At 73.3% G+C, this 15,285-nt stretch carries 10 protein-coding genes; 8 read left to right on the top strand and 2 right to left on the bottom strand.

The features are described from left to right. Positions 1–38: 38 nt before the first annotated feature. A complete protein-coding gene (locus HCJ93_RS13075) occupies positions 39–1,130 on the bottom strand; it encodes a class I SAM-dependent methyltransferase (RefSeq protein WP_167994504.1) in 1,092 nt (363 codons plus the stop codon). Between the two features lie 179 nt (positions 1,131–1,309). Here HCJ93_RS13075 and cobT point away from each other — a divergent pair, with 179 nt between their 5' ends. Next, complete coding sequence (gene cobT / locus HCJ93_RS13070; protein ID WP_167994502.1) at positions 1,310–2,446, top strand: nicotinate-nucleotide--dimethylbenzimidazole phosphoribosyltransferase; 1,137 nt, start codon at positions 1,310–1,312, stop codon at positions 2,444–2,446. A gap of 46 nt (positions 2,447–2,492) precedes the next feature. Here the strand turns inward: cobT and HCJ93_RS13065 are convergent, their stop codons facing one another. Beyond that, on the bottom strand, positions 2,493–3,254 hold the full coding sequence (locus HCJ93_RS13065) for a hypothetical protein (protein ID WP_167994500.1): 762 nt from the start codon (positions 3,252–3,254) through the stop codon (positions 2,493–2,495). Positions 3,255–3,314: 60 nt separating this feature from the next. On the opposite strand from HCJ93_RS13065, the gene HCJ93_RS13060 reads away from it, so the two are divergent. From HCJ93_RS13060 to aceE, 7 genes are all read left to right on the top strand, one after another. Next, on the top strand, positions 3,315–4,106 hold the full coding sequence (locus HCJ93_RS13060; protein WP_167994498.1) for an adenosylcobinamide-GDP ribazoletransferase: 792 nt from the start codon (positions 3,315–3,317) through the stop codon (positions 4,104–4,106). A 332-nt stretch (positions 4,107–4,438) separates the two neighbouring features. Continuing rightward, positions 4,439–5,995 carry a leucyl aminopeptidase gene (locus HCJ93_RS13055; RefSeq protein ID WP_167994496.1) on the top strand — a complete coding sequence of 519 codons (1,557 nt, stop codon included), beginning with the start codon at positions 4,439–4,441 and terminating at the stop codon, positions 5,993–5,995. Positions 5,996–6,261: 266 nt separating this feature from the next. After that, positions 6,262–7,650, top strand: coding sequence for a dihydrolipoyl dehydrogenase (lpdA, locus tag HCJ93_RS13050; protein WP_167994494.1), 1,389 nt, complete (start codon positions 6,262–6,264; stop codon positions 7,648–7,650). Positions 7,651–7,713: 63 nt separating this feature from the next. After that, positions 7,714–9,492, top strand: a complete 1,779-nt coding sequence (gene sucB, locus HCJ93_RS13045; RefSeq protein ID WP_167994492.1) for a 2-oxoglutarate dehydrogenase, E2 component, dihydrolipoamide succinyltransferase — start codon at positions 7,714–7,716, stop codon at positions 9,490–9,492. A gap of 233 nt (positions 9,493–9,725) precedes the next feature. Further along, positions 9,726–10,349: a GntR family transcriptional regulator gene (locus HCJ93_RS13040; RefSeq protein WP_167994490.1), complete on the top strand. Its 624-nt coding sequence runs from the start codon at positions 9,726–9,728 to the stop codon at positions 10,347–10,349. A gap of 105 nt (positions 10,350–10,454) precedes the next feature. Further along, complete coding sequence (locus HCJ93_RS13035) at positions 10,455–11,501, top strand: ABC transporter permease (RefSeq protein ID WP_240967584.1); 1,047 nt, start codon at positions 10,455–10,457, stop codon at positions 11,499–11,501. 263 nt (positions 11,502–11,764) lie between these two features. Beyond that, positions 11,765–14,467 (top strand): pyruvate dehydrogenase (acetyl-transferring), homodimeric type, encoded by a 2,703-nt coding sequence (gene aceE, locus HCJ93_RS13030; protein ID WP_167994488.1) that lies wholly within the window; start codon positions 11,765–11,767, stop codon positions 14,465–14,467. The last annotated feature ends 818 nt before the right edge of the window (positions 14,468–15,285 follow it).

Genomic DNA, 15,285 nt, shown 5'->3' with positions numbered 1-15,285 from the left:
TGCCGCCGCCGTCGTCGTGCCGCCGTGCGGAAAGGCCGTCAGCCGCGCCTTTCGGCGGGTGGTTTGCGGGCGATGACGCGGTAGGCGTTGGCGAACGGGGTGCGGCGCAGGGCGGGCGCCAGGGCGAGGTCGACCGCTCCGGCGGCGGCCACCAGCGGGATCCCCGCGTACAGCAGCACGGTGCGCAGATGCTGCCGCGCGGGGGCGGGCGGGATGGCCCGCCAGGGGGTGTCCGGGGCGGGCAGGGCGTGCGAGAGGGCGAGGGCGGCGGCACCGGCCAGGTCGTGCGGGACGTGCGCGGCGCGGTGGCCCGCGGTGACGATCTCGCAGCCGCGTTCCCCGAGTTCGGCGCGCAGGTTGGTCAGCGGCAGCAGGTGCAGCCGGCGGGGCTGGTCGTAGGGCAGCCACCAGCGGCCCAGCAGGGCGGCGAACACACAGCGCGGATCGAGCGTCTCGATCAGCAGGTACCCGCCGGGGCGCAGCGCGTCCAGGGCGGCGCCCAGCTCGGCGCGGGGGTCGGGGGTGTGCTCCAGGTGGTGCAGCAGGCTGACCACGTCGTAGCGGCCGGCCACCCGGTCGCGGACATGAGGGTCGGTCAGCGCCCCGCGGTGGGCCTCCTCCACCCGCTCGAGGAGGCGGGCCCGTTCGATGCGCGCGGTCGGGTCGGTGCCGTCGAAGGCGGTGTACGGGAAGAACTCTCGCGCGGTCTCCGGGAAGCGGCCGTACCCGGTGCCGACGTCCAGCCAGCTCTCGGGCTCGCCGAAGCGGAGCATCGCGCGGGCGGTCGAGCGGCGGCGCCGGCGGGCGGCGCGCAGGGCGAGGACGCCCTCGGTGGCGGGGTCGCGGGGGGCGCCGGGCACGGCCCGCCGGTAGAAGGCGAGGCCCTCGGGGGTCAGGCGCGGGTTCTGGAAGGTGTGGCCGCAGTCCCGGCACTCGTCGACGGTGAACAGGCCGGGACGGTGCCGCCGCAGATCGCCGGTGCGCAGCCGGTTGCGCAGCCGGGCGGAGCCGCACCAGGGGCAGTCGTCCCGGCGCGGCTCGTGCACCTTGACGGAGGCGTGCGGGTGGGCGGAGCGGGGTGCGGGGGCCTTGGGGCGGGAGGCTGCGGCGGGGGTGCTCGGTGCGGTCATGGGCGGCTCCCGGCGAGAGGACGTGCGGGACGGGGGTACGGCAATCCCGGGCAAAACGTTACGTAGCGGATGCAGGAGGGCCGTGGAACGGCGCGGCGGTGGCGTGGTGACTGTGGTGTGCGGGGGCGTGGGACCGGCGGGGACCCTGCCGTTCGAGCGGGGCCGGTACTGTTCGGCGAATGAGCTCGCTTAATCTCGACGACTTCACCGATCTGATCGAGCGTCCGGACAGCGCGGTGCGCCGTGACGCGGAGGCGCACCGGGAGAGCCGGATCGTGCCGCCCGGGTCGCTGGGCCGCCTCGACGAGCTGGGTGAGTGGCTGGCGGCGGCGCAGTCGGCGGTGCCGGTGCGGCCGGTCGAACGGCCGCGGGTGGTGCTCTTCGCCGGGGACCACGGGATCGCCGGGCTGGGCGTCTCGGCGCGGCCCGCGGGCACCGCGGACCGGCTGGTGCGCGAGGTGCTGGAGGGCGGCCGGCCGGTGTCGGTGCTGGCCCGGCGGATGGGCGTGCCGGTGCGGGTGGTCGACATGGCCCTGGACTGCGACCCGGCCTCGCTGCCCGAGGACGTGGTCAGGCACCGGGTGCGGCGCGGCAGCGGACGCATCGACATCGAGGACGCCCTGACGCTTCAGGAGGCCGAGGCGGCGTTCCGGGCGGGCGTCGCGGTGGCCGACGAGGAGGCCGACTCCGGTACGGATCTGGTGGTCCTCGGCGACATCAGCGTCGGCGGGACGACCGCGGCGGGCGTGCTGGTGGCGGCGCTGTGCGGCACCGACGCGTCGGTGGTCACCGGACGGGGCGGGCAGGCGATCGACGACCTGGCCTGGATGCGCAAGTGCGCCGCGATCCGGGACGCGCTGCGGCGGGCCCGCCCGGTGCTCGGCGACCAGCTGCAGCTGCTGGCCACGGTGGGCGGGGCGGACCTCACCGCCATGACGGGCTTTCTGCTGCAGGCCGCGGTGCGCAAGCTGCCGGTGGTGCTGGACGGCGTGGTGACGGCGGCGTGCGCCCTGGTGGGCCAGCGGATCGCCTTCCGGGCCCCCGACTGGTGGCTGGCCGCCCACGACAGCGGCGAGCCGGGCCAGGCGAAGGCACTGGACCGGATGGCCCTCGAGCCCCTGATGTCCCACGGCGTCAGGGTCGGCGAGGCCACCGGCGCGCTGCTCGCCCTCCCCCTGGTCCGGGCGGCGGCCGCCCTCGCGGCGGAACTCCCGGCGGCCGCGGACGAAGCGAAGGGACCGGAGGAGGCGGAGGCGAGCAAGGAGGAGCCGAAGGCCGCGGAACGGGCCCCGGAGGAGGAACCGGAGAAGGCCTGACGCGGCGTCCGACCCCGGCGGGACGAGGCATGAAGGTCCTTGCCGGCTACGGCAGGAGGGACGGCGGCGGGGTCGGGTCCGGCTTGCCGCCGATCCAGTCCTGGAGCGTTCGGCGGGGGCCGGACCAGCGGCGGTCGTGGTGGTAGGCGCGCAGCAGCGACTTGGCGCGGGCCCGCGGGCGGCGGCGGTAGAAGCGTCTGGCCCACGGTGAGCCGGGCCGGGCCAGACGCAGCGCGCCGATCAGGGCGACGGCGGGGACGATCACCCCGAAGACCGCCATCCGCAGCTTGCCCTTGCTCAGCGCGATCAGCGAGAACAGGAAGTTGATCACCACGTTGACGGTGACGCTCGCCCGGTTCTGCATCTCGTCGTCGTCGAGGCCGTCGACCCCGAACGGCGAGAAACCGAGCAGCAGCAGTCCGACCAGGGCGGCGGTGAGCACGACCACCTCGACGCTCTTGCGCCCGGCCTCGCTCCAGTAGACGTCGTCGAGGTGCAGGATCAGCGCGAACTCGTCGAGGACCAGCCCCGCGCCGACGCCGAACACCACGGCGGCGAGCGCGGACCCGAAGCCGTGCTGCCCGCCGGCCACCGCACCGAATCCGCCGATGACGGTGAGGATGACCCCGGGCACCACGTGGTGGATGTGCAGCTCGCCGGCCTTGACGTTGCGGAAGGGGCCTTTGCCCGCCCGGATCATCCGGGTGATCACCCGGGTGATCACGAAGGTGAGGACGAACGCGGTGAGCGCGAGAAGCAGCGGCAGCTTGCCCGGCTCGATGATGTTCCGCTCCCACCACTGTCCCATATGCGCACTTTATCCATGGGTGCCGCGGCCGCCCTGCTGACCACCGGGTAATCTGCGCCGGTGCCCGACCCCTCCTCGAGACGCGCCGCCGACGGACTGCGCTTCGCCTTCGGCACCCTCACCGTGCTCCCCGTGAGGGTGACCCGCTGGGACCGTGCGACCGCGCGCGGCGGCATGCTCTGCGCCCCGGTGGCCGGCCTGGTCGTCGGCGTGCTGTCCGCCGCCGCCGGGCTCGCCCTGCTGCTGCTCGGCTCCGGGCCGCTGCTCGCCGCCGTCGCCTCCGTCGCCGTGCCTGCCGCGCTGACCCGTGGTCTGCATCTGGACGGCCTGGCGGACACCGCCGACGGGCTGGGCAGCGGCAGACCCGCCGAGGACGCACTGCGGATCATGAAGCAGTCGGACATCGGGCCCTTCGGCGTCATCTCCCTCGTCCTGGTGCTGCTGGCCCAGGTGGCCGCGCTGACCACGGCCTACGACGGCTCCTGGCTGCGCGGTGCGCTCGCCGCGGTGGTCGCGGCGGCCGCGGCCCGCCTCGCGCTCACCCTCGCCGCCCGCGCCGGGGTGCCGGCCGCACGGCCGGAGGGACTGGGTGCGGCGGTCGCCGGGGTGGTGCCCGCCGGGGCCGCGGTGGCCGTCGCGCTGCTGGTGGCCGGTGCGTCGGCGGCGGCCGGGGCCCTGCTCGGAGCGGACGGCACCGTGCGGGCACTGCTCGCCGTGGTGCTGTCCCTCGGTGCGGCCGAACTGCTGCTGCGGCACTGCGTACGGCGCTTCGGCGGCATCACCGGCGACGTCTTCGGCGGGCTCGCGGAGACGGCGGCGACCACGGCGCTCGTGGTGACGGCCCTGGGCTGAGCCGCCCCCGGCGCCGGCCCCCGCGGGCCTTCCACCGGGCGGCCCCGGCGCCCTCCCCAACGACTGCCGTCCCTCCCCGGACTCCGCCTCGGCGTGTCCGGTTCTCGTCGTCGCGCCCCCGGTTCCCGCTTCCGCTCAAGGCTGAGTGCACCCCCACATGAATGAGCGAACACACATACGCGCGTAGTCTCGTCCCGAGTGTTCGCCGCACCGGGGAAGGCCCCACCGAGAACGCGCCCCGGGTCATCCGGCCGGGGGCGGACCGCCGGGCCCGGTCGACCCACCGAATTTCGGCCACTGCAACTTCACATCGGAAGCGAGATTTCACCACCGTGACTGCTCTCACTCTCAGCACCGCCGCGGCGGCCGGCCTCAGGGCCGACGCCATCGTGATCGGTGTCGCCAAGGGCACCGGGTCCTCCGGCCCGGTCGTCGCGCCCGGCGCCGAGGCCGTGGACAAGGGGTACGACGGCAGGCTGGCCGGCGTCCTGGAGACTCTCGGCGCGTCCGGTGCCGAGGGCGAGGTGACGAAGCTCCCCGCACCGGCCGGCTTCAAGGCGCCGGTCGTGGTGGCGGTGGGCCTGGGGTCCCAGCCCGAGAAGGGCTCCGGCTACGACGCCGAGGCGCTGCGCAGGGCGGCCGGTGTCGCGGCGCGGGCCCTCGCCGGTTCCAAGAAGGCCGCGTTCGCGCTGCCGCTGGCGGACGCCGCCGACGCGGGCGCCGTCGCCGAGGGCGTGCTGCTCGGCGCCTACTCCTTCGACGCGTACAAGGACACCTCCGGCACCGGCCCGAAGAACGGCAAGAACGCCGCGAACGGCAAGAACGGCAAGGCGCCGCTCGCCGAGGCCGCGCTGCTCGGCACCAAGCCCCGCGACAAGGCGTACCGGGCGGCGCTGGAGCGGGCCACCGCCGTCGCCGAGGAGCTCAACCGCGCCCGTGACCTCGTCAACACCCCGCCGAACGACCTGAATCCGGAGGCGTTCGCGGCCGTCGCCCAGGCGGTGGCCAAGGAGCACGGCATCAAGGTGCAGGTGCTCGACGAGAAGGCGCTGGCCAAGGGCGGCTACGGCGGCATCCTCGGCGTCGGCGGCGGCTCGGCGTCCGGGCCGCGGCTGGTGAAGCTGTCGTACACCTCGTCCAAGGCGAAGAAGCACCTGGCGTTCGTCGGCAAGGGCATCACCTACGACTCGGGCGGCATCTCGCTGAAGCCGGCCGGCCACAACGAGACGATGAAGTGCGACATGAGCGGTGCGGCGGCGGTCTTCGCCGCGGTCGTCGCCGCCGCGCGGCTGGGTCTGGAGGTGAACGTCACCGGCTGGCTGGCGCTGGCCGAGAACATGCCCTCCGGTTCGGCGACCCGTCCGGGTGATGTGCTGCGCATGTACTCCGGCAAGACCGTGGAGGTGCTCAACACCGACGCGGAGGGCCGTCTCGTGCTCGCCGACGCGCTGTGGGCGGCCTCCCAGGAGAAGCCGGACGCCATCGTGGACGTGGCGACGCTGACCGGCGCCATGGTGCTGGCGCTGGGCAACCGCACCTTCGGGATCATGGCCAACGACGACGCCTTCCGCGCCGCGGTGCACGAGGCCGCGGAGGAGGTCGGCGAGCCGGCCTGGCCGATGCCGCTGCCCGAGCACCTGCGCAAGGGCATGGACTCGGCCACCGCCGACATCGCCAACATGGGCGAGCGGATGGGCGGCGGCCTGGTCGCCGGCCTGTTCCTGAAGGAGTTCGTGGGCGAGGGCATCACCTGGGCGCACCTGGACATCGCCGGTCCCGCGTTCAATGAGGGCGGCCCGTTCGGGTACACGCCGAAGGGCGGGACCGGATCCGGTGTGCGGACGCTGGTCCGGCTCGCCGAGCTGACGGCCGCCGGCGAGCTGGGCTGACACCCGCGGCCGACGCCGGGATCTCGCGTGCGGGTAGGGCGAGGTCCCGGTGTCGGCCGGGCCCGAGGGGGGTGTCCGCTCGCACCGCTCGACGACGTGGGGTGTCTCACACACCTGCCCGGCGTCTCGTAGCGACGCGACAAGTGCGAAGATGGGGCTCGGCAGGACAGGGCCCCACCGAAGGGCCGAAAGCAAAGAGCGGCCGGACACCAGCCGCCGACCGGTCACTGGAGACCGGCGTGGCGCACATGCATGGAGGACGTGACGTGGCGAACGACGCCAGCACCGTTTTCGACCTAGTGATCCTCGGCGGTGGCAGCGGTGGATACGCCGCGGCCCTGCGCGGGGCGCAGCTGGGCCTGGACGTCGCCCTGATCGAGAAGGACAAGGTCGGCGGCACCTGCCTGCACCGAGGATGCATCCCCACCAAGGCCCTGCTGCACGCGGGCGAGATCGCCGACCAGGCCCGCGAGAGCGAGCAGTTCGGCGTGAAGGCCAGCTTCGAGGGCATCGACGTACCCGCCGTCCACAAGTACAAGGACGAGGTCGTCTCCGGCCTGTACAAGGGTCTGCAGGGGCTGATCGCCTCCCGCAAGGTGACCTACATCGAGGGCGAGGGCCGGCTGTCCTCGCCCACTTCTGTGGATGTCAACGGGCAGCGCGTCCAGGGCCGCCACATCCTGCTGGCGACCGGCTCCGTGCCGAAGTCGCTGCCGGGCCTGGAGATCGACGGCGACCGGATCATCTCCTCGGACCACGCCCTCGTCCTGGACCGCGTGCCCAAGTCCGCGATCGTGCTGGGCGGCGGCGTCATCGGCGTGGAGTTCGCCTCCGCGTGGAAGTCCTTCGGCACGGACGTCACCATCATCGAGGGCATGAAGCACCTCGTCCCGGTCGAGGACGAGAACTCCTCCAAGCTGCTGGAGCGTGCCTTCCGCAAGCGCGGCATCAAGTTCAACCTGGGCACCTTCTTCCAGAAGGCCGAGTACACCCAGGACGGTGTCAAGGTCACCCTCGCCGACGGCAAGGAGTTCGAGGCCGAGGTGCTGCTGGTGGCCGTGGGCCGCGGACCGGTCTCGCAGGGCCTGGGCTACGAGGAGGCCGGGGTCGCCATGGACCGCGGCTATGTCCTCGTCGACGAGTACATGCGCACCAACGTACCCACCATCTCCGCCGTCGGTGACCTGGTCCCGACCCTGCAGCTGGCGCACGTCGGCTTCGCGGAGGGCATCCTGGTCGCCGAGCGGCTGGCCGGTCTGAAGGTCGTGCCGATCGACTACGACGGTGTGCCGCGGGTGACCTACTGCCACCCGGAGGTCGCCTCCGTCGGCCTCACCGAGGCCAAGGCCAAGGAGATCTACGGCGCGGACAAGGTCGTGGCCCTGAAGTACAACCTCGCGGGCAACGGCAAGAGCAAGATCCTCAAGACCGCGGGCGAGATCAAGCTCGTGCAGGTCAAGGACGGTGCGGTGGTCGGCGTCCACATGGTCGGCGACCGTATGGGCGAGCAGGTCGGCGAGGCCCAGCTGATCTACAACTGGGAGGCGCTGCCGGCCGAGGTGGCCCAGCTCATCCACGCCCACCCGACGCAGAACGAGGCGCTCGGCGAGGCCCACCTGGCGCTGGCGGGCAAGCCGCTGCACTCCCACGACTGACGCTTCGCCGCGTTCGGGCGCGACGACACAGACTTCCGCACTTCCAAAGGAGCAACCGAAACCATGGCGGTTTCCGTAACCCTTCCGGCGCTCGGAGAGAGCGTCACCGAGGGCACTGTCACCCGTTGGCTGAAGGCCGAGGGCGAGCGCGTCGAGGCCGACGAGCCGCTGCTGGAGGTGTCGACGGACAAGGTCGACACCGAGATCCCGGCCCCCGCCTCCGGCGTGCTGTCCTCCATCAAGGTCGCCGAGGACGAGACGGTCGAGGTCGGCGCCGAGCTCGCGGTGATCGACGACGGTTCCGGCGCCCCCGCGGCCGAGCCGGCCCCGGCCGCCCAGCAGGCCGCCGAGCCGGCTCCCGAGCCCGCGGCCGCCGCCCCGTCCACCGAGCAGGCCGCTCCCGCCCCGGCGCCCAGCGCCCAGGCCGCCGCCGGCGGCGGTTCCGCCCAGGGCACGGACGTGGTCCTGCCCGCGCTGGGCGAGTCCGTCACCGAGGGCACCGTCACCCGCTGGCTGAAGTCGGTGGGCGACACCGTCGAGGCCGACGAGCCGCTGCTGGAGGTGTCGACGGACAAGGTCGACACCGAGATCCCGGCCCCCGCCTCCGGCACCCTGCTGGAGATCGTGGTGGGCGAGGACGAGACCGCCGAGGTCGGCGCCAAGCTCGCCGTCATCGGCGAGGCGGGGGCCGCTCCGGCCGCCGCGCCGGCTCCGGCCGAGCCCGCCCCTGCCCCGGCGCAGCCCGAGCCCGCTCCGCAGCCGGCCGCCCCGCAGCAGGCCGCCCCGGCCCCCGCTGCTCCGGCCGCTCCGGCGCCGCAGGCACCGGCGCCGCAGCCCGCGGCTCCCGCCCCGGCCCCGCAGCCGGCCGCCCCGGCTCCGGCGGCGCCCGCCGCCGCCAAGCCGACCGACGAGGGCGCCTACGTCACCCCGCTGGTGCGCAAGCTCGCCGCCGAGAACGGCGTCGACCTGTCCACCGTCAAGGGCACGGGCGTCGGCGGCCGCATCCGCAAGCAGGACGTCCTGGCCGCCGCCGAGGCCGCCAAGGCCGCCGCCGCTGCCCCGGCTCCGGCCGCCGCGGCCCCGGCCGGCCAGAAGAAGACCCCGGTCCTCGAGGCGTCCCCGCTGCGCGGCCAGACCGTGAAGATGCCGCGGATCCGCAAGGTCATCGGCGACAACATGGTCAAGGCGCTGCACGAGCAGGCCCAGCTGTCCTCGGTGGTCGAGGTCGACGTCACCCGCCTGATGAAGCTGCGCGCTCGGGCCAAGGACGCGTTCCAGGCGCGTGAGGGCGTCAAGCTCTCCCCGATGCCGTTCTTCGTCAAGGCCGCGGCCCAGGCGCTGAAGGCCCACCCGGCCATCAACGCCAAGATCAACGAGGCCGAGGGGACCATCACCTACTTCGACACCGAGAACATCGGTATCGCGGTGGACTCCGAGAAGGGCCTGATGACCCCGGTCATCAAGAACGCCGGTGATCTCAACCTGGCCGGCATCGCCAAGGCCACGGCGGAGCTGGCGGGCAAGGTGCGCAGCAACAAGATCACCCCGGACGAGCTGTCCGGCGCGACCTTCACCATCAGCAACACCGGTTCGCGCGGCGCCCTGTTCGACACGATCATCGTGCCGCCGGGCCAGGTCGCCATCCTCGGCATCGGTGCCACGGTGAAGCGTCCCGCGGTCATCGAGACCGAGGACGGCCCGGTCATCGCTGTCCGTGACATGACGTACCTGACGCTCTCCTACGACCACCGCCTGGTCGACGGTGCCGACGCGGCCCGCTACCTGACGGCGGTCAAGGCCATCCTGGAGGCCGGCGAGTTCGAGGTGGAGCTGGGCCTGTAAGCCGCACTCCGCCCGCCCGCATCGGTGCCCCTGCCTGGAGTCTCCGGGCGGGGGCACCGGCGTGTCGGGGGGCGCCCGCAGGGGGTGCGGCCGCCCGCGCCGGAGGCGCCCGCAAGGGGTGCGGGACACTGTGCGACTCGTCTCACCTGCGCGAAAGCACCCTCGCGCGACCTTCACGGGGGGCGCCGCCGCCGTATTGTCTAAACGTCAAAGCCCTCCCTGAAGGAGCCCCCATGACCGCGCCCGTCATCCACTCGCTGCGCGAGCAGATCCGCGAGCACATCCTGGAAGGGATCATCAGCGGGCGCTGGCAGCCGGGGGAGCGCATCGTGGAGCGGCGGATCGCCACCGAGCTGGAGGTCAGCCAGACCCCGGTGCGGGAGGCGCTGCGCGAGCTGGAGTCCCTGCGCCTGATCGAGTCCGCCCCCAACAAGGGCGTGCGCGTGCGCAATCTGACCGCCGCCGACCTGGAGGAGAGCTATCCGGTCCGGGCCGGTCTGGAGGCGATCGCCGCGGAACTGGCGGCGGACCGCCTGGCGGAGGACTGCTCGGCCCTCGAGCCGCACGTGGCCGCCCTCTACGAGGCCGACCGCGCCGCCGACGGCACGGCCCAGGTGCGCCACACCGTCGGCTTCCACCGCGAGCTGGTCCGTGCCGCCGACAACTCCGTGCTGCTGCACACCTGGGAGGGCCTGGGCATCGAGGTGTTCACCGCGCTGTCCATCCGCTGGCTGGGCACGGTGCAGCAGTCCTACGCGGAGGAGCACGAGGAACTGGTCGCCGCCTTCAAGCGCCGCGACCCGCGCATCGCAGAGCTCGTGAAGTCCCACGTCCTGGGCTGCGCGCCCCGCGCCTGACCCTGACCGGCCGCCGGTTCCGGGCGGGCCCCCGCACCCCTGCCTGGCCGGGCACCGGGCGGCGCTCCCGCACTCGACCAGCCCGTATGCCCTAATCTGACCGGCATGCCAGCCATGCCAGCCATGCCGGTCATGTCGCGCCTCAAGGGCTCCCCCCTGGTGCCGGCGACGGTGCTGGTGCTGATCCTCAGCGCGGCGGCGGGGCTGTTCGCCTGGTCGTACACGTACACCATGGCGAATCCGACGCCCCGCGCCATCCCCACGGCGGTGGTCGGCCCGTACGAGCGCGAGCGCGCCCGAGCCTTTCTGCAGGCGATGGAGCAGACCCTGGACGCCTCGGTGGAGGTGCGCCGCTACGCCACCCCGGCCGCGGCCCGGCGGGCCGTCGAGGAGCAGCGGGTCTTCGGCGTCCTCCAGGCGCGCGACCGGGGCCGCACCGTCACCTTCGACGTCTCGGCGGCCTCCGGCGCCACGGTGGCCGAGGTCCTGACGGACGCGGCGAGGGAAGCGGGCGCGCGGACGGGCACGGCGGTCGCGGTCCGGGACATCAAGCCCCTGCAGCACGGCGATCCGCGCGGTCTGACGATCTTCTACATCTCGCTCGCGGCCGTGATCATCGGGTTCCTCGGCTCGATCCAGCTGAGCGTGCACGCCAAGGGACTGAAGCCCCTTCAGCGGATCGCGTTCACGGCCGCCTACGCGCTGCTGGGCGCCTTCGCCGTCGCCGCCGGCGTGGACTGGCTGCTCGGGGCGCTGGACCTGCCGTTCACCGAGTCCTGGCTGATCCTGGCGCTGACCCTGTTCACCAGCGGCATGGTCTTCAGCATGTTCGACGCCCTGATCGGCCGCTGGGCGATCCTGCCGACCTGGGGGCTGATGGTCCTGGTGGGCAACCCGTCCTCGGGCGGCGCGGTGTCCTGGCCCCTGCTGCCCTCCCCGCTGGGCACGGTCGGCCGCTGGCTTCCCCCGGGCGCCTCGGTCAACGCGCAGCACACGGCGGTGTACTTCCCCGGCCATCAGCACGCCTTCCCCTTCCTGGTGCTGGCCGGCTGGTCGCTGGTGTCCTGCGCGGTGTTCCTGGCGTGGCCGCACCACCGCCGCCGCGGACGGCGGACCGGCCCGGCGTCCGCCGGCGACCGGCCCGCCGAGTGAGCGGACCGTTGCTCAAACGGCATCATGACCTGCGAAAACCAGGGTCTGAAGCGTCACCGGGTGCCAGAAACGAAGGCACCGCGTGCCGACTTTCTCGTGATCAAGAGGTTTTACCTTGGAATCCTTTGATCGATCATCGATCAGGGAGTTACAGTCACGCCAGGCTTGCACCCAAGCCCATCCGCCCTGTCCTGCCAAAGACCAAGGGCACCCCCGAACCCTTACCGATGAGGGAACCCCCTTCGACTGAGGAAGGCGGCGACATGACCGACCCCAACGCCATCCAGCCGAGCGCGCTCGACCAGCTCCCGGACCGGGACCCGGAGGAGACCGCCGAATGGCAGGCCTCGCTGGACGCGGTCGCCAAGGCGGCCGGCCCGCACCGTGCCGCATACCTGATGCGGCGCACGCTGGAGCGTGCCGAGGGCGCCGGCGTCGCGCTGCCCAAGCTGCTCGAGACCGACTACGTCAACACCATCCCCACCGCCGCCGAGCCCGCCGTGGACGGCGACGAGGAGATGGAGGCCCGGATCACCGCCTGGAACCGCTGGAACGCGGCGGCCATGGTGACCCGCGGCAGCAAGTACGGCGTCGGCGGCCACATCGCCACCTTCGCCTCCGCCGCCTGGCTCTACGAGACCGGCTTCAACCACTTCTTCCGCGGCAAGGAGTCCGACGGCTCCGGCGACCAGCTCTACATCCAGGGCCACGCCTCCCCCGGCATCTACGCCCGCGCCTTCCTCGACGGGCGGATCAGCGAGGAGCAGCTGGACAACTTCCGCCGCGAGGCCGGCGGCAACGGCCTGCCCTCCTACCCGCACCCGCGGCGCCTGCCCTGGCTGTGGGAGTTCCCCACCGTCTCCATGGGCCTCGGCCCGCTCTCCGCGATCTACCAGGCGCGCTTCAACCGCTACCTGACCAACCGCGGCATCAAGGACACCTCCGGCTCCCACGTGTGGGCCTTCCTCGGCGACGGCGAGATGGACGAGCCCGAGTCGACGGCCGCCCTCGCGCTCGCCGCCCGCGAGGAGCTGGACAACCTCACCTTCGTCATCAACTGCAACCTGCAGCGCCTCGACGGCCCGGTGCGCGCCAACTTCAAGATCGTGCAGGAGCTGGAGGCCCAGTTCCGCGGCGCCGGCTGGAACGTCATCAAGACGCTGTGGGGCACCGCCTGGGACGAGCTGTTCCAGCTCGACACCACCGGCGCGCTGGTACGCCGGCTGCGCGAGGTGCCGGACGCGCAGATCCAGACGTACCAGACGCGCGGCGCCGACTACATCCGCGAGGACTTCTTCGGCAAGGACCCGGCGCTCGTCGAGATGGCGAAGCTGCTCAGCGACGACAAGATCCTCGAGTGCTTCCACGTCTCGCGCGGCGGCCACGAGCCGCGCAAGGTGTACGCCGCGTACAAGGCCGCGCTCGCCCACAAGGGCGCGCCGACCGTGATCCTGGCCCAGACGGTCAAGGGCCACACCCTCGGTGAGGGCTTCGCCTCCAAGAACGCCAACCACCAGATGAAGAAGCTGACGGTGGACGAGTTCAAGGCGATGCGCGACCGGCTCGGCCTGCCCATCAAGGACAGCGACTTCGCCGACGGCGTGGTCCCCTACGGCCACCCCGGAGCCGACTCCCCCGAGGTCCGCTACCTCCAGGAGCGCCGCGCAGCCCTCGGCGGTCCGGCCCCGGCCCGCCGCGTCCACCCGGTCGCGCCGCTGCCGGCGCCCGCCGAGAAGGCGTTCGCCGCCTTCGACAAGGGCTCCGGCTCGCAGAAGGTCGCCACCACCATGGCCTTCGTCCGCCTGGTCAAGGACCTGGTCCGCGACAAGGAGACCGGCAAGCGCTGGGTGCCGATCGTCCCCGACGAGGCGCGCACCTTCGGCATGGAGTCGCTCTTCCCGTCCCTCGGCATCTACTCGCCCAAGGGCCAGACGTACGAGCCGGTCGACCGCGACCAGCTGATGTACTACAAGGAGGCCAAGAACGGCCAGATCCTCAACGAGGGGATCACCGAGGCCGGTTCGATGGCCGACTTCATCGCCGCCGCCACGTCGTACGCGACGCACGGCGAGCCGATGATCCCGTTCTACATCTTCTACTCGATGTTCGGCTGGCAGCGGACCGCCGACCAGATGTGGCAGCTCGGCGACCAGCTCGGCCGCGGCTTCCTCGTCGGCGCCACGGCGGGCCGCACCACCCTCACGGGTGAGGGTCTGCAGCACGCCGACGGCCACTCCCCCGTCATCGCCGCCACCAACCCGGCCGCCCTGACCTACGACCCGGCCTTCGCCTACGAGGTGGCGGCGATCGTCAAGGACGGCCTGCGCCGCATGTACGGCGAGACCGCGCCGGGCGAGGACCCCGACGTCTTCTACTACCTGACCGTCTACAACGAGCCGCTGCCGCAGCCGGCCAAGCCGGCCGTGCCCGGCATCGACGAGGGCATCGTCAAGGGCCTGTACCGCTTCAACACCGCGGAGTCCGCGGGCCTGAGCGTCCCGGCCAACGCGCCGCGCATCCAGCTGCTCGGCTCCGGTACGGCGATCCACTGGGCGCTGGACGCGCAGCGGCTGCTGGCGGAGGAGTGGGGCGTGGCGGCCGACGTCTGGTCGGCCACCTCCTGGAGCGAGCTGCGCCGGGACGCCATGGAGTCGGACGAGGCGCTGCTGCGGGGCGAGGAGCGGGTCCCGTTCGTCCGGCGCGCGCTGGCCGGGGCGGAGGGCCCCGTCCTGGCGGTCTCCGACTACATGCGTCAGGTCCCGGACCAGATCGCACAGTGGGTCGAGCAGGACTGGTCCTCGCTGGGCGCGGACGGCTTCGGCCTCTCCGACACGCGCGAGGCGGCCCGCCGCCACTTCGGCGTCGACGCGGAGTCCATCGTCGTCGCCGCCCTCGCCCAACTCGCCCGCCGCGGCGAGATCAAGGCAACGTCCCTCAAGGAGGCCCGCGACAAGTACGGCCTGTAGGCCACCAATTGTCGGGTGCACACCGGTGGAGATGCCCGCCCGGGGGTTCCGCCCCCGGGCCGTGCCCACCCCCGCCCGACTCGCTCGGCAAAACGCCGGACGGCAATCCCACGCCGTCCGGCGTTTTCACGTGCAGCTTTCTGTCAGCCCGTCGGCGTTCGAGGACGAGACCCGACAGGCCCGAACCGTGGTCCGGGGGCACAGCCCCCGAGTGCCCCGGGCCAGGGGCCGCCCGAGAGGGCCCCGCGGCAAATGCCCGAAGACGGCGGAAGCCCCGGGGCCGGGGCCCAGGAGCACGGGCCCAGGAGCACAGCCCCCGAGTACGGACCGGGACAGAGACGCCCGAGCGGCCCCCGGGGGAGCCCTCAGGACGAAGCCTCACGACCACCGCCGCACCACGGCTCAGCAGCCCGCACGCCGAAGGTCCGGGGCAGAGCCCCGAGGCGGGTACAGGGGCCGGGGCCCGTGGCCGGGCTTGGGGCGCAGCCCCGAGTGGAGTCCGGGCGGCAGCCCAGAGGCGCGGGCCCCACCGGGGGGCGGAGTCCCCGGTGGGGGGCCGAGGGGCGCAGGCCCCGGTGGGGGGCCGAGGGGCGCAGGCCCCGGTGGGGGGCCGAGGGGCGCAGGCCCCGGTGGGGGGCCGAGGGGCGGAGCCCTCGGGGATGGGACGGGTAGGGGCGGTGGGGCGTGTGAGTGGCGGGGGGGGGGGCGGGGGGGGGGGGGGGGGGGGGGGGGGGCGGGGCGCTTCGCTGGTTCAAAATGGGGCGCTGGTGCAGAAAACCGCCCCGCTTGCCCCCCCCCGGCTTGTGCGGGGGCGGGGG

This window comes from Streptomyces composti (genome assembly GCF_012034205.1).
Lineage (GTDB): Bacteria > Actinomycetota > Actinomycetes > Streptomycetales > Streptomycetaceae > Streptomyces > Streptomyces composti.
Note: the sequence above shows the minus strand (reverse complement) of the source record. Positions and strands in the feature narration are given on the sequence as shown.